Below are 20,570 nucleotides of genomic sequence, written 5' to 3'. Positions count from 1 at the left end.
CGGCCCGCCGCCCGGGGCCGAAGCGTGCTCAGGCCGCCGCCGGCCGGCGCGCGAGGTGGACGGCCACCGCTCCGGACATGACGATCACGCAGCCCACGAAGATGACGCCCGCGGCGCGCAGGCCCACCGCCACCGCGACCGCGCCGATGCCGACCACGGGCAGGGAGATGCCGACGTAGGCCGCGGTGAACAGCGCGGAGATCGTCGCGCCCCGCTGCTCGGGCGGGGCGGCGCCGCTGACGGCCGCCACCGACGCGCGGAAGGCCATGCCCTGGCCGGTCCCGCTGACGACGGCGCCGGCCACGAGCAGGCCGAGGGACTCCGCCAGCAGGGAGCCGCCGATGAGGAGCAGGCCGCCGACGAGGACGGTGCACCCCAGCGGGAGGGCGCGCGACGGGCCGACCCGGCTCGTCAGCAACTGCCCGGCCGTCGACCCGAGGAAGACGGAGAGGACGACGGCGCCGGTGACGGCGAGGTTGTCCACGTCCAGGTACCCGGAGACGAACGCGGGCGTCACCGCGGTGAACAGGCCGAGCACCGAGAACCCGGCGAAGACGGCCAGCGCGGCGGGCGCGAACACGGCCCGCACCTGGGCCGGCACCACCATGCCCTGCGGCCGCAGCGGCGGTCGCGGATCAGGGCGTTCCACCGGCTCCGGCAGCACCGCGACCGCTCCGCAGGCCAGGACCAGCAGCCCCAGGTGGACCAGGTAGGGCAGCCGCAGCGGATGGGGCGCGTACTGCGCCAGCAGCCCGGAGAGCAGCGGACCGCACCCCAGGCCGCCCATGTTGGCGGCGGTGGCCGTGAACGCGGCGCGGCCCCGGTCCCGCGGCGCGGCCAGCTCGGTCACCGCGGCCGTGGCCGCGCCGCTGAACAGGCCCGCGGCGAAGCCGGAGAGCAGGCGCCCCAGGAAGAGCGCGGGCAGTCCGCCCTCGAAGACGAAGCACACCGCGCTCAGCATCGACAGGACCAGCCCGGTGAGCAGCACCGGCCTGCGGCCCAGCAGGTCCGAGAAGTTGCCGGCGATCAGCAGCGCCGTGATCACCCCGACCGCGTAGACGGCGAAGATCACCGTCACCATGAACTCGGAGAAGCCGATCTCCTGGCGGTAGAGCCCGTACAGCGGTGTGGGCAGGGTGGTGCCCGCCATGCCCACCGCGAAGACCGCGGCCGCAAGGAGGTACCACGGGCGAACCGGCTGCTTCCTCACGCCGCTGGTCGTCATGACGGTCACTCTAGAGTCGAGAGCCCGGTACGGCCCACCTGCCCCTTGCCCCGGCGGGGCGGACGGTGCGGCGTCCCGCCGGGTTCCGCGGAACCCGGCGTGCCGACGGGTGTGCCCCCGCCGACGGTCCGCAGGTCCGGCCGGCTCCGGCCGCCGTGCGCCGTGCGCGGGGAAGCGGCCGCACCCACCCCTTGCCCACCACGCGGACCGCCCGGCGCCACGCCGCACGGTCGGAACACCCGGCCGACCTGCGCGCCGCGAATCGGCTCTCTGCCTTCAAGGGTCTTGACAACGTTGTCCAATCGGGCTCACGCTAGCGGCGATTTCCTTCCGGGTGCGCCCTCCGCGAGCCCGTTGCCGCTCGTGGAGTCGTCACATGAACCAAGTACCCCGCCTGCCGCGCCCCGCAGCGGCCGTGGCGCGGCACCCCACGGCATCTCCCGTACCGAAAGGCCCTGTTGTGTCACATCACCCCCAAGCCCGCCTGCTGTCCTTGAGACGGTGGGTGAGCGCGGCTGCGGCGCTGGCGCTGCCGGCGCTGGCGCTCGCCGCCGCACCGGCGGCGCACGCGGCCGCGCCGCAGGGCGACTTCAGCTCGTCGTTCGAGTCGTCCGAACCGCAACCCGCCGCGAGCACCACCGAGGTGGACGCGCACGGCGACCCGCTGCGGAAGAACCTGAGCGGTTCGAGCCCCTCGGGGCTGCCAGGCAGCCTGCTCGGCCAGGTCGGCGCGGTCACCGCGAGCGCCGAGAACCCGCCGGGCGAGGTCGCCGTCAACCTCAAGGACGGCAACCCGTCCACGAAGTGGCTGGCGTTCACCCCGACCGGCTGGGTCGACTACCAGCTGGCCAAGCCCGCCGCGGTGGTGACGTACTCGCTGACCTCCGCGAACGACTCGCCGACCCGCGACCCCAAGGACTTCACCCTCCAGGGCTCCGACGACGGCAGCGCCTGGACGGACCTGGACAAGCGGACCGGGGTGACCTTCAGCGGCAGATTCGCCACCGACACCTTCAGCTTCGACAACACCACCGCGTACGCGTACTACCGGCTCGACGTCACCGCGAACTCCGGTGACTCGCTGATCCAGCTCGCCGACTGGGACATCAGCGACGGCACGAACACCGAGCCCCCGGCCACCCCGATGGTCAGCGCCGTCGGGACGGGCCCGGTCAGCGGCTACAACATGAAGTCGAGCGCCGGCTTCACCGGCACCGCCTCGCTGCGGTACTCCGGCGGCGCCGAGGCGGACGGCCCCTCGTCCTCGACCAACCGGCTGTTCGACGTGAACATCCCGGTCGGCGAGGACACCAGCCTGTCCTACAAGATCTTCCCCGAGTTCACCGGCCAGGACGCCCAGTACCCGTCCACCTACGCGGCCGTGAACCTGCACTTCACCGACGGCAGTTACCTCAGCGCGCTGTCGCCGGTCGACAGTCACGGCTACGCGCTCACCGCGGCCGGCCAGGGCGCCTCCAAGGTGCTCTACGCGGACCAGTGGAACGCGGTCTCCTCGCAGATCGGCAAGGTCGCCCGCGGCAAGACGATCGACCGCGTCCTGCTCTCCTACGACGACCCGCAGGCCAAGGCGGCGACCCGCTTCCAGGGCTGGGTCGACGACATCGCGGTCACCGCGTCGCCGACCCCGATCGACGGCTCCAGCCTGACGAACTACGTCGACACCCGCCGCGGCACCAACGCCTCCGGCTCCTTCTCGCGCGGCAACAACCTGCCCATCGCGGCGGTGCCGAACGGCTTCAACTTCTTCACGCCGGTCACCGACGCGTCGTCCAACTCCTGGGAGTACGCGTACCAGCAGTCGAACAACGCGGCCAACCTGCCGATGCTGCAAGGGCTCGCGATCTCGCACGAGCCGAGCCCGTGGATGGGCGACCGCGACCAGATGTCGGTGATGCCGGTGCCGGGCGGCGGCTCGCTCACCGGATCGCCGGCGAGCCGGGCGCTCGCCTTCAGCCACGCCGACGAGACCGCGCGGCCCGACCTGTACCGGGTCACGCTGCAGGACGGCCTGGTCGCGCAGATGTCGCCGACCGACCACGGCGGCATCATGGAGTTCACCTTCCCCGCGGGGCAGGACACCGGAAGCCTCGTCTTCTTCAACGGCACCTTCAGCATCGGCGCCGACGGCACCTTCACCGGCTGGGTCGACAACGGCAGCGGCCTGTCCGCGGGGCGCAGCCGGATGTTCGTCTCCGGCGCCTTCGACCGCGCGCCGACGGCCTCCGCCGCCACCTCCGCGACCTTCGACCTCTCCGCCGGCCGCCAGGTGACGATGCGCATCGCCACCTCCTTCCTCTCGACCGACCAGGCGCGCAAGAACCTCGACCTGGAGGTCACCGGCCACAGCTTCGACCAGATCCACACGGCCGCGACCGCGGCGTGGAACGAGCGGCTCGGCCGCGTCTCGGTGGCCGGCGCCGGCCAGACGCAGTTGGTGACGCTCTACTCCAACCTGTACCGGCTGAACCTGTACCCGAACTCCCAGTCGGAGAACACCGGCACCGCGGCCCAGCCGCACTGGCAGTACGCCAGCCCGGTGTCGGCGCCGGCCGGCGCCGCGACGGCGACGACCACCGGCGCCAAGGTCGTCGACGGGCAGATCTACGTCAACAACGGCTTCTGGGACACCTACCGCACGGTGTGGCCCGCGTACTCCCTGCTGTACCCGGACATCGCGGCGAAGATCGCCGACGGGTTCGTGCAGCAGTACCGCGACGGCGGCTGGATCGCCCGCTGGTCCTCGCCCGGCTACGCCGACCTGATGACCGGCACCAGCGCGGACAACGCGGTCGCCGAGGCGTACCTCAACGGCGTCAAGCTGCCCGACCCGCTCGCCGCCTACGACGCCGCGGTCAAGGACGCCACCGTCGCCTCCGGGCGCAGCGAGGTGGGTCGCAAGGGCATCGAGTCCTCGATCTTCCTCGGCTACACCCCCACCACCACCGGCGAGTCCGTGTCGTGGGCGCTGGAAGGCTTCATCAGCGACTACGGCATCGGCAACATGGGCGCGGCCCTCGCGAAGGACCCGAAGACGCCGACGTCGGAGCGCGCCCGCATCAAGGAGGAGTCGGACTACTTCCTGCAGCGGGCCCGCGACTACGTCAACCTCTTCGACACCGACACGAAGTTCTTCGAGGGACGCACCGCGAGCGGTGACTTCCTGGCCGGCAACCCGCTGGACTGGGGCGGCGTCTACACCGAGACCGACGGCTGGAACTACGCCTTCACCGCGCAGCAGGACGGTCAGGGCCTCGCCGACCTGTACGGCGGCAAGAAGGGCCTGGAGCAGAAGCTCGACCAGTTCTTCGCCACCCCGGAGAACGCGGACCACCCCGGCGGCTACGGCGGCACCATCCACGAGATGCTCGAAGCACGCGCGGTGCGGATGGGCCAGCTCGGCATGAGCAACCAGCCGTCGCACCACATCCCGTACATGTACGACGACGCCGGCGCGCCCGCCAAGACCCAGGCGCTCGTCCGGGAGATCATGCAGCGGCTCTACGTGGGCGACGAGATCGGCCAAGGCTACCCGGGCGACGAGGACAACGGCGAGTCGTCGGCGTGGTACGTCCTCAGCTCGCTCGGCATCTACCCGCTCCAGGTCGGCTCGTCCCACTGGGCCGTCGGATCGCCGCAGTTCACCAGGATGACCGTGCACAGGACCAGCGGTGACATCGTCGTCAACGCTCGGGACAACAGCACCAGGAACGTCTACGTGCAGAGCCTGAAGGTCAACGGCAAGGCGCAGCAGCAGACGTCCATCGACTCGTCGGTGCTCGCGCACGGCGGGACGATCGACTTCACCATGGGCCCGAACCCGTCGTCGTGGGGCACCGGCAGCAAGGACGCCCCGCCGTCCCTGACCAAGGGCAGCACCGCTCCCAAGCCGCTGCAGGACACCACCGGCCCCGGCCTGGGCACCGCGACCGCCGACGGCGGGCAGGACGCGTCGAAGCTGTTCGACGACACGTCGACCACGCAGACGACCTTCGCCTCCGGCACGCCCGAGGTCACCTGGGCCTACCGCGGCGGCAAGCAGACGCCGACGACCTACACCCTCACCTCGGGTGCGAGCACCGGCGATCCGCAGGACTGGAAGCTCCAGGGGTCGAACGACGGGATCACCTGGACCACGGTGGACTCCCGCCACGGCGAGGTCTTCCCCTGGCGCGACCAGACCAGGCCGTTCACCGTCGCGAGGCCGGGTCGCTTCGCGCAGTTCCGTCTGGCGGTCACCAGGACCGCGGGAGCCGCGCAGACCAACCTCGCCGAGATCGAACTGCTGGCGGGCGGCGACGTCCAGCTCGGCGGCGGCGCGGTCAGCGTGAGCGCGCCGCAGAGCGCGGTGCACGCCACCTCGGGCGTCGCGCTGTCGGTCCCGGTGGCGACCCTCGCCGGCGGCGCCGCCTCCGGCTACCAGGCCACGATCAACTGGGGTGACGGCTCAGCCGCCACCACCGGTGTCGTCGCCCGCAGTTCGCGGGGCGTGTACGGGGTCAGCGGGTCGCACACCTACGCCAAGCCCGGCTACTACCAGGCGAGCGTCACCGCGACCGACGGCAAGAGCCAGGGTTCCGCGACGGTCGGCGTCGACGTCTCCTACGCCCCGGCCGACGCCCTCACCACGGCCTTCGACACCGTCTGCCTCGGCGACGACGCCGTGGTCGCGGCGAACTGCGACTCCGTGGGCTACGGGTACTCCCGCACGGCGCTGGCCGCCGCCGGCGTGACCCCGGGCAAGCAGCAGCAAGTGCCGGGAACCGACCTGCACTTCACGCTGCCGGCCACCGACGCGGGCCAGCCCGACGACGCGACCGGCAACGGCCGCACCATCGCGCTGAACCTGCCGGCCGACGCCGGGAGCATCTCGTTCGTCGGCGCCGGCACCGAGGGCAACCAGAACACCACCGCCACCGGGACGTTCAGCGACGGCAGCACCGCCGGCATCCCGATCCAGCTGAGCGACTGGACACTGGGCGGGCACGCCGACGGCACCCCCGCCTTCGGGAACATCGTCGTCGCGGCGCCCGCGTACCGGCTGCAGGGCGCGAGCAAGGACAGCGCGCACCCGTTCCTGCTCGCCACCGCCCCGCACCGGATCCCGGCGGGCAAGACGCTCGTCTCGGTGACCCTGCCCCTCCAGACCGGAGACCCCGGCACCTCGGGCAGGATCCACGTGTTCGCCGTCGCCGACGACGGGACCCCCGCCGCCGCGCTGACGACCACCGCCCCGCAGGACCAGAAGTCCACCGCGGGACACGCGCTGACGGCGGACCTCGGCGCGGTGGGCGGCGGCCTTCCCGGAACGGCCGGCTACCATGCCGCCGTCCAGTGGGGCGACGGCTCGGTGCCCGAGGACGTCACGGTCGGCGCGTCCGGCGCGCTGAGCGCCCAGCACACCTACCAGCAGCCGGGCACCTACACCGTGCACGTCACCGCGTGGGACACGCTGTCGAGCGTCACCCGCACCTTCACCGTGACCGTCTCGCGCGAGGCGGCGCACCCGTCGCTGGCCGCGTCGGCGGTCTCCGGCGGCAAGGGCGCGATCTCGGTCACCGTCACCGGCACGGGATTCACCGCCGGGGAGCGCGTGACCGTCAGGCTCGGCACGTACCCCTCGGCGACCGTCACGGTGAAGGCGGCGGCGGACGGGACCTTCCACACGTCCCTCGACGTGCCGCGCGGCACGCGTCCCGGGCGGTACTCCGTCACCGCCACGGGCGCGTCCTCGCGGACACCCGCGACGGCCACCGTGCAACTCGCCGACCACCCCTCGGCGCCGTCGCACCACCCGCTGGTGACCCCTACGGCGAGCCCCTCGCCGGGAGGTACGACCGCGTAGCGAAACCGGGCCCGCCCTGAGCGAGCCCGCTCGATCCGCCGACGCCGTCGGCGGGCGGCCCCGGAGACCGGGGTCCCGCCCGCCGGCGGCGTCGCGTTCTGTGCGGCCTGCGCGCTCCGGGCGGCCGGCGCGCGGGACCACGGACGCGGCGTGTCGCGCGGCCGGTCCGCGGGCGGCCGGCGGCGCGGGTCCGGTAGGACGGACAAGGAGGGAGACCGACCGGCGGTCCGGCGGCGCGGACCGCGCCGGTCCCCGGGGCGGTCGTCGCGCCGACGAAGGGCGGTACACCGTGCGCCTGCTGCTGACCACCGACACCCATGTGCCCACGCGCTCGCGGGCGCTGCCCGGCGAACTGCTGGCCGCCGTCGACGCGGCCGACGTCGTCTTCCACGCCGGTGACTGGGTGGACGAGGCGACGCTCGACCTGCTCGCGGCCCGTGCCCGGCGGCTGGTCGCGGTCCACGGCAACAACGACGGCCCCGGGCTGCGCGCCCGGCTGCCGGAGGTGGCCAGGGCCGAGGTGGCGGGGGTGCGGTTCGCGGTGGTGCACGAGACCGGCCCGGCGCGGGGGCGCGAGGACCGCTGCGAGCAGCGGTTCGCCGATGCCGGCGTGCTGGTGTTCGGCCACAGCCACATCCCGTGGGACTCCACCGCCGCGGGCGGCCTGCGGCTGCTGAACCCCGGCTCGCCGACCGACCGCCGCCGCCAGCCGTACCGCACCTACATGACCGCGACCGCGGACGCCGGCGTCCTGTCGGACGTCGAGCTGCACCGGCTGCCGAGCCACCGCGCCGGCTGAGCGGGCCCGGCGGCCGGTCGGTCTGCGCACGCCCCGACGCCGGTCGTCCGGCGCGGAGCACGACCGGGGAAGCAGCGTCGTGCGGAGGGGGTACGAGCCATGCCTGGCGCCGCGCGGGGGAGGGGTGAAGCGGACGGCCGGTGGCGGCGCCTGCAAGAACGCCAGCCTCTGCCCGCCGACGCCTGTCAACGACCTTGAGCCGTATGTCCAGGCGCCGACCGGCTTCACCTTCCTGCTTGGCGACTCCCCGCCGGGGCCGAGACCCCTGAACAGCGCGTGGAGATCTTCAAGGCGGGCGGCGCCCGGTTCTCCGCCGACATCCGCGAGGTGGACGTCCACGAGGAGGGCGGCCACTTCGGGCCCCACGAGAACCCCGGGGCCTGGACGCACGACCTGCGCGCCACCCACCGCGGGCCGCGCCGACGCCGGCCGGTCCGCCGGCGGTCCGCTCCGGGCGGGCCGCTCACCCCTCGGGGGCGGCGGTCTCCGTCAGCTCGCCTGCGGACAGCCGCAACCAGCGGTTCACGCCGATCCTGGCGAGGAAGCGCTCGTCGTGGCTGACCACCACGAACGCTCCCCGGTAGGAGGCGAGCGCGCCTTCCAACTGGCCGGCGCTCACCAGGTCGAGGTTGTTCGTGGGCTCGTCGAGCAGCAGCAGGTGCGGCGCCGGCTCCGCGCACAGGACGCAGGCCAGGGTGGCGCGCAGCAGTTCGCCGCCGGAGAGCGCCCCGGCCGGCAGCTGCACCCGGGCGCCGCGGAAGAGGAACCGGGCGAGCAGGTTCATCCGCTCCGCCTCCGCCCGCCGCGGGGCGAACGCGGCGAAGTTCTCGGCGACCGTCCGGCCCGGGTCCAGCAGGTCGAGCCGCTGGGAGAGGTGGGCGATCCGCCCGTCGGCCCGCCTGATCCGGCCGCCGTCCGGGGCGAGGTCGTCGTTGAGCAGGCGCAGCAGGGTGGACTTGCCGGCGCCGTTCGGTCCGGTCAGCGCGATCCGCTCAGGTCCGCGGACGGTCAGGTCGAGGCCCTCGCCGGCGAACAGCGCCCGGCCGCCGCGCCGCACCTGCAACTGCTCGCCGGCGAACAGGGTGCGGCCGGCCGGGACGTCGGTGTCCGGCAGGTCGAGCACGAGGCGCTGCTCGTCGCGCAGCGACCGCCCCGCCTCGTCCAGCCGCGCCCTGGCCTCGCCCACCCGGCCGGCGTGCACCTGGCCGGCCCGGCCCGCGGACTCCTGGGCGCCGCGCTTCATGTTCCCGGCGAAGATCTTGGGCAGGCCGGCGCTCTTGAGGTTGCGGGCGGCGTTGCTCGCGCGGCGTTCGGCCCGCTCCCGGGCCTGCTGCATCTCCCGCTTCTCCCGCTTGAGTTCCTGCTCGGCGTTGCGGACGTTCTTCTCGGCGATCTCCTGCTCCGCCCGCACCGCCTCCTCGTACGCGGTGAAGTCGCCGCCGTACAGCCGCGTTTCGCCGCCGTCCAGCTCGGCGATGCGATCCATCCGGTCGAGCAGCGCGCGGTCGTGGCTGACCAGCAGCAGGCAGCCGCCGAAGTCGGTGAGCACGTCGTAGAGCTGGTGGCGGGCGTCCAGGTCGAGGTTGTTGGTGGGTTCGTCGAGCAGCAGCACGTCGGGGCGCTTGAGCAACTGGGCGGCCAGCCCGAGCGAGACGACCTGGCCGCCGCTGAGGGTGCGCAGCGTCCGGTCGAGGTCGAGGCCGGCCAGGCCGAGACGGTCGAGTTGGGCGCGGGTGCGCTCCTCGATGTCCCAGTCGTCGCCGATGGCGGTGAAGTGCTCCTCGCTCACGTCCCCGGACTCCACGGCGTCCAGCGCGCGGATCACCGAGGCGATGCCGAGCACCTCGGCCACCGTGAGGTCGCCGGTCAGCGGAAGGGTCTGCGGGAGGTAGCCGAGCGTGCCGTTGAGCGTCACCGAGCCCGCGGTGGGCCGCAGTTCGCCGGCGATGAGCCGGAGCAGCGTGCTCTTGCCGGAGCCGTTGGGCGCGACGAGCCCGGTACGGCCGCTGCCGACGGTGAAGGACAGGTTGTCGAAGACGGGTGTGTCGTCGGGCCACGAAAAGGACAGGCCGGAGCAGACGACGGAGGCGTCGGACATGAGAGGACCTCGTAGCGGGGGAGGGCAGGGACACACCTCTGCCCTGGGGGCGAACGGAGGACAGGTGAACGACACGCCGGGTCGGCCACGACGGCCGCGCTCCTGGGCGCAGGCCGGTGGCTCACCGGTTCCGGGTGTCACCCGGAGATGTCGTCGTCCACCGCCATGTCCGTGCTCCTCGACTCGCTCGACCGACGATCAAGATCCCTGCCATTTTAGCAGGACGGTGCCCCCCGGACGGGAGGGCGCGACCCGCCCGACGGGCGCGCCGCGCAGGTCCGAACGACGGACCCTAGAGGCCCAGGTCCAGGGCGAGGCAGGAGAAGTGCATCCACGACGCCTCGGGGTTGTATCCGTCGGAGGCCCGGTCCTGGGGACCGTCCGGCTTCTCCTCGGTCATCTCGGCGTAGGTGATGCGCGGCGGCAGGGCGCCGAACCGCTGCTGCCGGGCGGTCGCGGTGCTGTCCACGGGGACGGCGCGGTCCATGGTGATCTTGATGTTCATCATCAGCCTCCGGTCGGTCCGTGGCGGGCGCTCCGTCATGTGCGGACGAGCCAAGCCTCACACTAGGCTCGTCACCTGTCAAGTCGGTGACGAGCCTGTGGTGTCCTGCCGCGTCCCGACGTGGAAGGGGTATGGCGCGAGGTCGCCGCGATCGTCGTGCGAGGCCGCGGCCGCCCCATGTCGCCGGTCGAGCAGGTGACGCACGGCGGGGGGTGGGCGGCCTGCACCCGCCCGCGGTCCCGTAGGGTCCGGGTATGACTCGACCCAAGGGCCTCGTCCTGGACTTCGGCGGCGTGCTGACCACGCCCCTCCTGCCCGCCGTCCTCGCCTTCGAGCAGGGGGAGGGGCTGCCGGAGGGCGCCTTGATCACCGGCCTGTACCTGGACCAGGAGATGGTGCGGCGCACCCACGAGCTGGAGCGCGGCGCGCTCACTCAGGCCGAGTGGAACGCCGACGCGGGCCGGGCGCTCGGCATCGCGCCCGACAACCTGATAGGCCGCGTCTTCGCCGGACTGCGCCCCGAGCAGTCGGTGATCGCCGCGGCGGCCGCCGCGCGCCGGGCCGGCATCAGGGTGGGAATCCTCTCCAATTCGGTGGGACTCGCGCCCTGGAACCTCTACGAGGGCTACGACCTCGACCGGCTGTACGACGCCGTGGTGATCTCCGAGCAGCACGGCATGCGCAAACCGGACGCCGAGATCTTCGAGTTGATGCTCAAGATGCTGGATCTTCCCGCCGCGGACTGCGTGTTCGTCGACGACACCGAGCAGTACCTGGCGCCCGCCGCCGAGCTGGGCATGGCGACGGTGCACGCCCGCGAGCCGCGGGAGACGATCGCCCGGCTGGAGGCCCTGCTGGGCGTGCCGCTGGCCGACGGCGCCTGAGGCGGGCGCGGGGCCGCGATCAGCGCGGCGTGCCCGCGCCCGCACGCGCGCCTTCCGCCGCGGCGCCGGGGGCGGCCCGGCCGGGGCGGCGAGGCTCGCCGGCTCGTCCCGCCCGGGTGCGGCGCGGCGGTGACCCAGGCGGCGGGGCCGCGGCTAGCGTGGACCAGGCCGCCACGACCGACAGGAGTGCCCAGCGTGAGCGCACCACCGTCCCCCCGCCGGATCGGACTCGGGCTGGCCGCGGTGGGCCGGCCGGGCTACCTGACGCTCGGCCGCGACCGCGATCTGCCGCCGGGCCGCGGCGTGGACGCCATGCGCGACCGTGTCCACGAGCTGCTCGACGCCGCCTGGGCGGCCGGAGTGCGCCACATCGACGCGGCGCGCTCCTACGGGCGCGCCGAGGAGTTCCTGGCCGACTGGCTGCGCACCCGCGGCGAGTTGCCGGGCCTGGTGGTCTCCAGCAAGTGGGGGTACACCTACACCGCCGACTGGCGGATCGACGCCGAGCCGCACGAGGTCAAGGACCACAGCCCGGCCGCGTACGAGCGCCAGCTCGCGCAGACGCGACAGCTGCTCGGCGACCGCCTGGCCCTCTACCAGGTGCACTCGGTGACGCCCGGCAGCCCGGTCCTCGTCGACCGCGCCCTGCAACGCCGGCTCGCCGAACTGGCCGCGGAGGGCGTCACGGTGGGCCTGTCGGTGAGCGGACCGGCGCAGGGCGACGCCATCCGCGCCGCGCTCGCGCTCACCGTCGACGGCGAGCCGCTGTTCCGCAGCGTCCAGGCGACCTGGAACCTGCTGGAGCCGTCCGCCGGCGCGGCGTTGGCCGAGGCCCACGCGGCCGGCCGGTCGGTCATCGTCAAGGAGGCGGTCGCCAACGGCCGCCTGGCGACGCCCGATCCGGACCTGGCGCGCGTCCTCTCCCCGGTCGCCGACGCCGCCGGCGCCTCCTACGACGCCCTGGCGCTGGCCGCCGTGCTGCACCAGCCCTGGGCGGACGTCGTGCTGTCCGGCGCGGCGACCACCGCGCAGCTCGCCTCCAACCTCGACGCCGAGGCGGTCCGGCTGACGGCCGATCAGCTCGCGGCCCTGGCGGCCCCGGCCGAACCTCCCCGGGCCTACTGGGCCCACCGCTCGGCGATGCCCTGGACCTGACGCCGCCGCTGTCGGAGGCGGCCGAGGCCGGGACCGCTCGGATGGCTCGGACCGCTCGGGCGGCTCAGTAACGGTCGAGGATCAGCTGGGTCTTGAGGACGTCGCCGTGGTACAGCCAGCCGTGTGCGTTCGCGACGCTGATGGCGTCGGCGTGGAGCTGCGCGGCGTCGGCGTACGCGTCGGTCTTGAAGGACACCTCCACGACGTACTCGGTGCCGCTCCCACTGGCCGCCTTCACCGGGAGCACCTCGATGCTCGCGTCGTCGGACGACTCCCAGGCGCCCGACCAGACCTGCGAGGTCACCGGGCCGTGCGCGCGGGAGCCGCCGAGGGTGTCCGAGCCCCAGCCGTTGCCCAGCCAGTCGTCGAGCTTGCCGGGGATCTCGTTGACCAGCCAGCCGCGGCCGGTGCTCGCGGAGGGCATCGAGGTGCCGGAGTAGCCGCTGCCGCTGTGGCTCTTCTCGTTGCTGAAGCTCAGCGTCTGCTGGGAGTAGCCCCAGTCGACCTCGGCGTCGTAGTTGGTGTCGCCGCTGTCGAAGCCCTCGTCGTTCGCCTCGTCCAGGGCGGCGTCGATGTCCCCGCCGGTCACCGGGAAGCGCTTCTTGTAGCTCTCCTCGAAGTCGGAGCCCGACTTGTGCCGGAGCCGGACGTCCCAGCCCTGGGCGTCGAAGTCCAGCGCGTCGGTGTCGAAGTACTCGTAGGACCGCGCCTTGGCGGAACCGCTGATGCCGAAGGCCGACTTGACCGCCGAGGTCGGGTGGTGCGAGGAGTCGAGCGCCGCGGTCGTCAGGTCGATCTTGACCTCGTACGTGGGCACCGCGTCGGAGTCAGCGAACGCGGGCGCCGCGGGGGCGAGGACGGCGAGCGAGGCGGTGAGCGAGACGGCGACGCCGACCGCCGAGGCGGTGAGCAGGCGGCGAGCCGGAGAGGTGAGGGCCATGCCGGAAACATGACGCTGACCGGTGATCAGCGCATGGTCACCGGGCGATGTCCGGATGAAGCGAGGGCGAAGGGCGGACTTCCGCGTCCCCGTGGGATGAGGAGCCGTCAGGGAGAACTGTCCGCGGGGGCGTTCCGCGGGGTGCCGTCCCCTCACCGGGCGGTAGGGAGAGTCACCCGACGGCGGCCGCGTCGGACAGGGCCTCGGCGAGCAGTCCGGCGAGCCGGTCGCGGACGCCGTCCCGGCCCTTCGTACGGTCCGCCCGCAGCCGGTCCTTGTCCTGCGGGTCCCGGGACAGGACGTGCAGCCGGCCGTCGTGGCGGGCGAGGATCATGTCGGTGCTCTCGCCGGCGATCTCGGCCGAACCCTGCGCGGTGTACTGCGTCACGGTGATCAGGGCGGACCGCTCCGCCGCGGTGAGGAGCGCGTCGCAGTCCAGTTTCGGGCCGTCGTCCGCGGGGGACCCCTCCGGCAGCCACTCGACGAGCATGCGCAGCGCCTCGTCCAGCTGGTACAGGCCGATCTGGTGGACGCCCAGCGCGTCGATGCGGACCATCATGCAGATCCGTTCGGGCTGGGGGAGCAGCAGGACGCGCCACGGTTCGCCGGCCTCGGTGCCGGTGGCGCGCGCGTCCAGCACCATGCGGGCGCGCTGCTGGAAGGCGACCGCGATGCCGAGGTCGCCGCGCACCTGCACCTGGTCGCTGTCGGAGCCCGCGAGCAGCATCTGCCGCGCGGCCAGCGAGCGGACCGCCTCGGCCAGCACCTCGTCCGAGGGGCGGGCCTCCAGGAAGTCCACGATGGCGTCCACGACGGTGAGTTCCGCGATGGTGTACGCCCCGAGCAGCACCGGCCCGGTGTTCACCAGGTTCACCACGGCCGAGACCAGTCCGGTCGGCAGCGCCGCCTCGCCGGGGCCGGGCGCACCCGGCGGTCCGCCTGGCGTCTGCGGCGCCCGCTCGCCGGCTCCGCGCTCCTCGTCACCCATCAGGGCCTCCCGTCTGCCATGCCTCCGCACCGGGCGGCCGCCGGTACGCGCCGAGAACGGCCGCCGCGACGGGCGACGGGGTCTCGGTGATCCACACCTCGGAGTTGCCGAACAGCCCGCGCCCGCCGTGGCGGCCGGTCAGCGCCTGGCCCAGCTCGCCGGACAGCTCCGCGCGGTCCGGGGGCGCGAACCGCGCGGCCAGGTCCTGCGACACCGCGGTCACGTCGTCGTCGGCCTCGATCCGGTGCAGCGCGGCGGTCAGCGACCGGGCGACCGGAGGAGTGAGGGAGGTGGACATCGCGACCACGGGCGCCAGGTACATGGGACGGCGCTCGGTCATCCGGGACAGGCCCCAGGGGCCGACGTTGCTGCGGGTGATCCGGTAGGTGAAGTAGTCGATGAGGTGCCGCACGTCGCTGGGCCCCGGCAGCCTGCCCTTGCCGAAGGCGGCCGGGGTCTTCTCGAGCTGCACCCAGGTGCCCTGCGCGGTCCGGCCGTGCAGCTTCTCGCGCACCACCTGACCGCGCATCCCGATGTCGGGGTAGCGGGTCTTGTCGATGTCGCGGTGGTGGCTGGACAGCCGCGGCCGGCTGAGCTTGTCGAACCGCCACCGCTCGTACAGCGAGGGGTCGTCCACCAGCACATGGCCGCCGCACAGCACGTCGTGCAGTTGGGGGACCTGGAGGCCCCGCTCCTCCAGGTCGGAGAGGATCCGCGCCTCCTCGGGGCTGAGCCGCCGCGCCGCCGCGACCAGTCCCTTGCGGTACGCCCCGGCCCGGGCGGTGATCTCGATCATGAGTCTGATCCGCTCCCGGACCTGCTCCGCCTGACGGGCGCGGGCGCGGGCGTCGTCGGACGCCGGCGCGCCACCGGGCCGCCCAGGGTGCGTCATGCCTGCCAGTGGGTGCTTGCGATCCACCTGGCCAGTACAGCACGGTGCGCCGGGCCGCGCTCGCCGCGCCGCGGCACACCGCGAGGCCCCACGAGGGCTCGGCGGGGGCTCGGCCGCCGGCCGGGAGGCCGGGACGGATTCCGGCCTTCTCGGGCGGTCACCTTTATTGACGCTGCGTTGCGCCGATGATTCACTCTCCCCTTGAGAGCGCTCTCTGCGGTTTGGACCAACCGCAGCCTCCTCCCCACCCCTCGCCTCAGGGAGAGCCGTGTCCCTCATTCCTTCTCGCCGTGCCCTGCTCCGCGGAGCGGCTGTCGCCGCCGCGGTACCGCTGGTCGGCGGCATCACCGCAGAATCGGCCTTCGCCGCGCCGTCCGGGCGCGGCGACGCCGCGCACCTGGGCCCGAACGTCCTGGTCTTCGACCCCTCCATGGGCGACGCGGCCATCCAGGCGCAGGTCGACGCCGTGTTCGCGACCCAGCAGTCCAACCAGTTCGGCGCGCAGCGCTACGCCCTGGCCTTCAGGCCCGGCACCTACCACGTCGACATCAACGTCGGGTTCTACACCCACGTCCTGGGACTCGGGGACAGCCCCGACGACGTGGTGATCAACGGGCACGTCACGGTCGACGCGCAGTGGCTGCAGGGCAACGGGACCCAGAACTTCTGGCGGGCCGCGGAGAACCTGAGCATCGTGCCGCCGGACGGGCTGGAGCGCTGGGCGGTCGCGCAGGCCGGCCCGATGCGCCGCGTCCACGTCAAGGGCAACATGACCCTGTGGCCGAGCCCGCCCGGCAACCAGTGGTCCAGCGGCGGATTCCTCGCCGACAGCGTGGTGGACGGCCAGGTGGAGTCCGGCTCGCAGCAGCAGTGGCTGTCGCGCAACGACACCTTCGGCAGCTGGACCGGCGCCAACTGGAACATGGTCTTCGTCGGCGTCCAGGGCGCTCCCGCCCAGTCCTTCCCCACGCCGCCTTACACCACCGTCGACCGCACCCCGGTGGTGCGCGAGAAGCCGTTCCTGACGGTCGACCGGCACGGCGAGTACCAGGTCTTCGTGCCCGCGCTCCGCCGCGACAGCACCGGCACCACCTGGGCCCACGGCCGCGCCGAGGGCCACCACATCCCGCTGTCCCGCTTCCACGTCGCCCGGCCCGGAGACTCCGCCGCCACCCTCAACCAGGCCCTGGACCACGGTCAGCACCTGCTGATCACCCCCGGCGTCTACCCGATCTCCTCGCCGCTGCGCGTCGACCGCCCCGGCACCGTCGTGCTGGGCCTGGGTCTTGCGACGCTGCAGTCCACGCACGGCAACACCGTCATCGAGGTGGCCGACGTCGACGGCGTCACCGTCGCCGGCGTGCTGTTCGAGGCCGCCTCGGCGCACACCCCGGTGCTGCTGCGGGTCGGACACGGCCCCAGCCGGCGGCGGCACACGGAGGACCCCACCGCCCTCTTCGACGTCTACGCCCGGATCGGCGGCGCCCTGCCCGGCGGCGCGACCGTCAGCGTCCAGGTCGACAGCAACGACGTCATCTGCGACAACCTCTGGCTCTGGCGCGCGGACCACGGTCTGGACGGTTGCGTCGGGTGGGCGGTCAACCCGGCCGACACCGGCTTCCTCGTCAACGGCGACCACGTCACCGCCTACGCCCTGGCCGTCGAGCACTACCAGAAGTACGAGGTGCTCTGGAACGGCGAGCACGGCCGGACGTACTTCTTCCAGAACGAGCACCCGTACGACGTCCCCACCCAGTCCGCCTGGGTGCACGGCGCCACCAACGGCTACGCCGCCTACAAGGTGGCCGACCGGGTCAGGGACCACCACGCCTGGGGGCTCGGCAGCTACTGCTTCTTCAACCTTGAGGCGAACATCTACACCGACCGCGCCTACGAGGTCCCGGACACCCCGGGCGTGGTGTTCACCGACCTGATGACGGTCTGCCTCAACGGGGCGGGCGGCGGCGGCATCCTGCACTGCGTCAACGACTCCGGCGACCCGGTGCAGAACGGCTTCGGCACCTTCGACCTGCGGGGCTACACGAACGGAGTCGCCACCGCCTGACGGCGGGCAGGCGAACGTGCCGCGACGCCGCGCGGCCGGACAGGTCCGAGGACCCGTCCGGCCGCGCGGTCACACCGGCTACGAGCCGGACGTCGTGGTCGGCGCCGCGGTCGTGCCGCTCGGCGCCGGCGTCGGGGACGTCTTCGGCGGCGGGCCGAAGTCGACGCTGACGTGGGTGAAGCCGAGCGTGGTCAGCATGCGCACCAGCATCGACCGGGTGTTGGTCTCGGCCCGGCCGCCCAGCTCGGTCGTCTTCGCCGCGTCCTGGATCTTCTGCGCGGCCAGCACGTTGAGCTGCTGCATGTTGCCCGGGTTGCTGCCGAAGAAGTCGCCGACCCGGTCGAAGAACCCGCGCTCCTGCGAGACCACGTAGGAGTGCTTCGGGTCCAGGGACGTACGCTCCAGAGCCGCGTGCGGGAGCCGGATCACCGCGGTCTTGCGGTCGTCGGACACCTTGACCGCGTCCGGTCCGAGCGAACCGAAGTCGACGTAGGCGTCGACGCTGCCGGCGCCCACGTACAGGGTGCGCTTGCCCTTGACGACGTCGGGCAGGTACTTCGCGTCCTTCTGCAGGTCGACGACCACCTCGAAGTTGCCGCTGGCGCCCTCGAACCTGTTCATGTCCTGAATGGACTTCAGCAGCACCGGACCGCTGCGGTCCTTGTCCTGCGTGGCGAACGGATTGGGTATGCCGGGCAGCAGGTTCGCCCGACCCAGCAGGAAGAACAGCAAAGCCAGGGCGACCACCCCGATGGTGATCCGCGCCCACCAGGGTGTACGACTCACCGACATCTGCGCGTCCATGACACACCTCCTTCGCCCCTCCACTACCCGGCCCTGGCAGGACAATGGTCACCGCTCCGTAACAGGTCGGGGATCGCGCCGAGTTGGGAGGGGGCGCAAACCGAACGCATGCCCGGTGCCGCAGGCGGTCATGCCGGGGCGGAAACCGGGCATACGCCAGAGAGACAGACCGTCCGTCCAGTGGTGAGGCAGTGAGGGGTACCCGTGGCGACTGGCGACGGCACGATGCGGCGCGAGCGCAAGGCCCGGCGCGATCCGCGCAGGGCGCAGCAGGACGAGGCCGAGGGCGAGGCGCAGCACGACGGCGAGCGGGAGGGCGAGCGCGAGCGGGTCGGCGCGCACCGCCGCGCCGGACGCTGGGTGATGGGGTTCTTCCGGTTCGCCCGGACGCTCGGCCGGGCGCTGGCCGCGGCATGGGACAAGGACGCCACGGAGCGGGCCGCCGCCCTGACCTACTACGCGGTGCTCGCGCTGTTCCCGGCCCTGCTCATGACCTTCTCGCTGATCGGACTGGCCGGCGGCCCGTCCGACAGCCACCTGGCCGCCGGGCTGACCGCTCTGCTGCCCGCGCCCTCGCGATCGGCGGTGTCCGACACCCTCCAGCGGATGGCCGAGGACACCTCCGCGACGACGTCGCTCGCCGTTGTCAGCGGTGTCGGCGCCGCCTGGTCGGCGTGCAGTTACGCGGCGGTCTTCCGCCGCGCGCTGCACCACGTCCACGGCGTCGAGGACCACCGGCCGGCGTGGCGCACCGCCCCGCGCATCCTGCTCACCTCGGTCACGCTGCTGGTGGCGCTGGTCTCCGGCACGGTCTGCCTGGTCGTCAGCGGCGAGCTGTCCCGGCGGGCCGGCGCGCTGCTGCACGTCGCCGGGCCGCTGGTCTCCGCCTGGCGCGGGCTGCGCTGGCCGCTGCTCCTGGTGGTGGCCGCCGTGCTGGTGCTGGTGCTGTTCCGCTCAGGCCCGCGCGGGACCCGGTCGCTGCGCACCATGGCGCCCGGCGGCGCGGTCGCCGTCGGACTGTGGCTGCTGGCGTCCGCGGGGTTCGCGGTGTACACGGCGCGCATGGACACCTACCACCGGCTGTACGGGCCGTTGGGCGGCGCGGTCGCCTTCCTGGTCTGGCTGTGGCTGTCCAACCTGGCGCTCATGGTCGGGGCCCACTTCAACGTCGAGCACGCCCGCGCGCTCATCCGCCGGTCGCGGCCCGCCGAGACCCCGACCGAACCGGCGCCCGCGCACTGAGGCCCCGCCGCCCGCGACGGTCCGGACCTCAGCGGCCGGACCTCAGCGGCCGGACCTCGGTGACAGGTCCTCAGCGGCCGGTCCGCTGCGCCGACGCGACGTCCGCGAGGATCGAGCCCGCTCCCCGGCCGACGAGTTCGGCGGCCAGCGCCGCACCCAGCTCCTCCGGCGCGTCGGCTCCGCCCGCCATCGACCCCGACACCTGCCGGACCCCGTCCAGCGACGTCACCTGCGCGTGCAGCGTGAGCGAGCCGTCAGGACCGGACCGCGCGCAGGCGCCCACCGGCGCATCGCATCCCCCGTGCAGCGCGGCGAGCAGCGCCCGCTCCGCCCGCACCTGGGCGTCGACGGCAGGGTCCCCCTCGGTGGAGAGCAGCTCCCGAAGGGCCTCGTCGTCCGCGCGGACCTGGATTCCCAGGGCGCCCTGCCCGGGGGAGGGCGGGAACAGGTCCAGGGGCAGCAGCTCGCCGATCGCCTCCTGGAGGCCGAGGCGCCGCGGACCTGCCGCCGCCAGGACCGCGGCGTCAAGGCCCATGGTCCCGATCTTCCTCAGCCGCGGCGGCACGTTCCCCCGGATCGGGACGACGTCGAGGTCGGCCGGACGGCCAGCAGCTGGGCGATCCGCCGGGGCGCGCCGGTGCCGACGCGGGCCCCCTTCCGCAGCGCGGCCGGCATGCAGCCGCAGAGCGCGTCCCTTACGTCCTCGCGCCCCGGCGGAGGCAGCAGCGTCAGGCCCGGCGGGTTCGCCGTCGGCGGGTCCTTGAGGGAGTGGATCACCACGTCCACCTCGCCGCGGCCGAGCGCCGCCTCCTGCGCGGAGCTGAACGCGCGGAGCTGAACGCGCTTCCGCCCCTCGCCGCCGAGAGGTCGGACGTCCGCGCGGTCCGGTCCCTGTCGCCGCTCTCGACGATGACCCGGTGGATGAACGCCACGGAGGGAGTGCGCTCGCGGAAGAGGGCGAGGTAACCGCGGGCCTGTGTTCTGGCCAGGCCGCTCGCCCGCGAGCCGGCCAGGTAGGTCGTCATGGCGGGCGGCTCCCCGGTGGGCGAAGTATCGGGCCGTCCTACGCCGGGCCGGTCCGCGAGCCTTGACGCCGGCACGGCGGGGCGG

The 20,570-nt window shown here is 73.4% G+C and carries 15 protein-coding genes and 1 pseudogene; 6 read left to right on the top strand and 10 right to left on the bottom strand.

The features are described from left to right. Positions 1–28: 28 nt before the first annotated feature. Positions 29–1,225 (bottom strand): MFS transporter, encoded by a 1,197-nt coding sequence (locus V2S66_RS29715; RefSeq protein ID WP_330799834.1) that lies wholly within the window; start codon positions 1,223–1,225, stop codon positions 29–31. Positions 1,226–1,730: 505 nt separating this feature from the next. Between V2S66_RS29715 and V2S66_RS29710 the strand changes: the two genes are divergently transcribed. Continuing rightward, complete coding sequence (locus V2S66_RS29710; protein ID WP_330799833.1) at positions 1,731–7,088, top strand: GH92 family glycosyl hydrolase; 5,358 nt, start codon at positions 1,731–1,733, stop codon at positions 7,086–7,088. 289 nt (positions 7,089–7,377) lie between these two features. Beyond that, on the top strand, positions 7,378–7,887 hold the full coding sequence (locus V2S66_RS29705) for a metallophosphoesterase family protein (protein WP_330799832.1): 510 nt from the start codon (positions 7,378–7,380) through the stop codon (positions 7,885–7,887). A gap of 463 nt (positions 7,888–8,350) precedes the next feature. On the opposite strand, the gene V2S66_RS29700 is transcribed toward V2S66_RS29705, so the two are convergent. Both V2S66_RS29700 and V2S66_RS29695 read right to left on the bottom strand, forming a co-directional pair. Then, positions 8,351–9,985, bottom strand: coding sequence for an ABC-F family ATP-binding cassette domain-containing protein (locus tag V2S66_RS29700; RefSeq protein WP_330799831.1), 1,635 nt, complete (start codon positions 9,983–9,985; stop codon positions 8,351–8,353). A 292-nt stretch (positions 9,986–10,277) separates the two neighbouring features. Then, a complete protein-coding gene (locus V2S66_RS29695; protein ID WP_330799830.1) occupies positions 10,278–10,529 on the bottom strand; it encodes a hypothetical protein in 252 nt (83 codons plus the stop codon). Positions 10,530–10,744: 215 nt separating this feature from the next. On the opposite strand from V2S66_RS29695, the gene V2S66_RS29690 reads away from it, so the two are divergent. Next, positions 10,745–11,374, top strand: coding sequence for an HAD-IA family hydrolase (locus V2S66_RS29690; RefSeq protein WP_330799829.1), 630 nt, complete (start codon positions 10,745–10,747; stop codon positions 11,372–11,374). 195 nt (positions 11,375–11,569) lie between these two features. Next, on the top strand, positions 11,570–12,529 hold the full coding sequence (locus V2S66_RS29685; protein WP_330799828.1) for an aldo/keto reductase: 960 nt from the start codon (positions 11,570–11,572) through the stop codon (positions 12,527–12,529). Between the two features lie 64 nt (positions 12,530–12,593). Here the strand turns inward: V2S66_RS29685 and V2S66_RS29680 are convergent, their stop codons facing one another. The 3 genes from V2S66_RS29680 to V2S66_RS29670 form a co-directional block, all read right to left on the bottom strand. Further along, positions 12,594–13,469, bottom strand: a complete 876-nt coding sequence (locus V2S66_RS29680) for a hypothetical protein (protein ID WP_330799827.1) — start codon at positions 13,467–13,469, stop codon at positions 12,594–12,596. A 172-nt stretch (positions 13,470–13,641) separates the two neighbouring features. Then, positions 13,642–14,457: a hypothetical protein gene (locus V2S66_RS29675; RefSeq protein ID WP_330799826.1), complete on the bottom strand. Its 816-nt coding sequence runs from the start codon at positions 14,455–14,457 to the stop codon at positions 13,642–13,644. Continuing rightward, positions 14,450–15,349: a hypothetical protein gene (locus V2S66_RS29670; protein WP_330799825.1), complete on the bottom strand. Its 900-nt coding sequence runs from the start codon at positions 15,347–15,349 to the stop codon at positions 14,450–14,452. Before V2S66_RS29670 ends, V2S66_RS29675 begins: the two co-directional genes overlap by 8 nt. Positions 15,350–15,617: 268 nt before the next feature. Between V2S66_RS29670 and V2S66_RS29665 the strand changes: the two genes are divergently transcribed. Beyond that, the gene (locus tag V2S66_RS29665; RefSeq protein ID WP_330799824.1) at positions 15,618–17,414 is read left to right on the top strand and encodes an adenylyl cyclase; all 1,797 of its coding nucleotides are present in this window, start codon (positions 15,618–15,620) and stop codon (positions 17,412–17,414) included. Between the two features lie 78 nt (positions 17,415–17,492). Here V2S66_RS29665 and V2S66_RS29660 read toward each other — a convergent pair whose 3' ends face one another. Next, on the bottom strand, positions 17,493–18,218 hold the full coding sequence (locus V2S66_RS29660) for a DUF4230 domain-containing protein (RefSeq protein WP_330799823.1): 726 nt from the start codon (positions 18,216–18,218) through the stop codon (positions 17,493–17,495). Between the two features lie 204 nt (positions 18,219–18,422). Between V2S66_RS29660 and V2S66_RS29655 the strand changes: the two genes are divergently transcribed. After that, positions 18,423–19,460 carry a YihY/virulence factor BrkB family protein gene (locus tag V2S66_RS29655; protein WP_330799822.1) on the top strand — a complete coding sequence of 346 codons (1,038 nt, stop codon included), beginning with the start codon at positions 18,423–18,425 and terminating at the stop codon, positions 19,458–19,460. Positions 19,461–19,530: 70 nt separating this feature from the next. On the opposite strand, the gene V2S66_RS29650 is transcribed toward V2S66_RS29655, so the two are convergent. From V2S66_RS29650 to V2S66_RS29640, 3 genes and pseudogenes are all read right to left on the bottom strand, one after another. Beyond that, positions 19,531–19,743, bottom strand: coding sequence for a hypothetical protein (locus tag V2S66_RS29650; protein WP_330799875.1), 213 nt, complete (start codon positions 19,741–19,743; stop codon positions 19,531–19,533). Positions 19,744–19,899: 156 nt separating this feature from the next. Continuing rightward, positions 19,900–20,237: pseudogene (locus tag V2S66_RS29645) on the bottom strand (hydroxymethylbilane synthase); the annotation flags it as partial. Next, positions 20,234–20,485 (bottom strand): hypothetical protein, encoded by a 252-nt coding sequence (locus V2S66_RS29640; RefSeq protein WP_330799821.1) that lies wholly within the window; start codon positions 20,483–20,485, stop codon positions 20,234–20,236. The gene V2S66_RS29640 and the pseudogene V2S66_RS29645, both read right to left, overlap by 4 nt. Between the last annotated feature and the right edge of the window lie 85 nt (positions 20,486–20,570).

Origin of the sequence: Actinacidiphila polyblastidii (assembly GCF_036353415.1) — a bacterium.
Classification (GTDB): domain Bacteria; phylum Actinomycetota; class Actinomycetes; order Streptomycetales; family Streptomycetaceae; genus Actinacidiphila; species Actinacidiphila polyblastidii.
The sequence above is the reverse complement of the archived record's forward strand: the minus strand, read 5'-3'. Positions and strand labels throughout refer to the sequence as shown.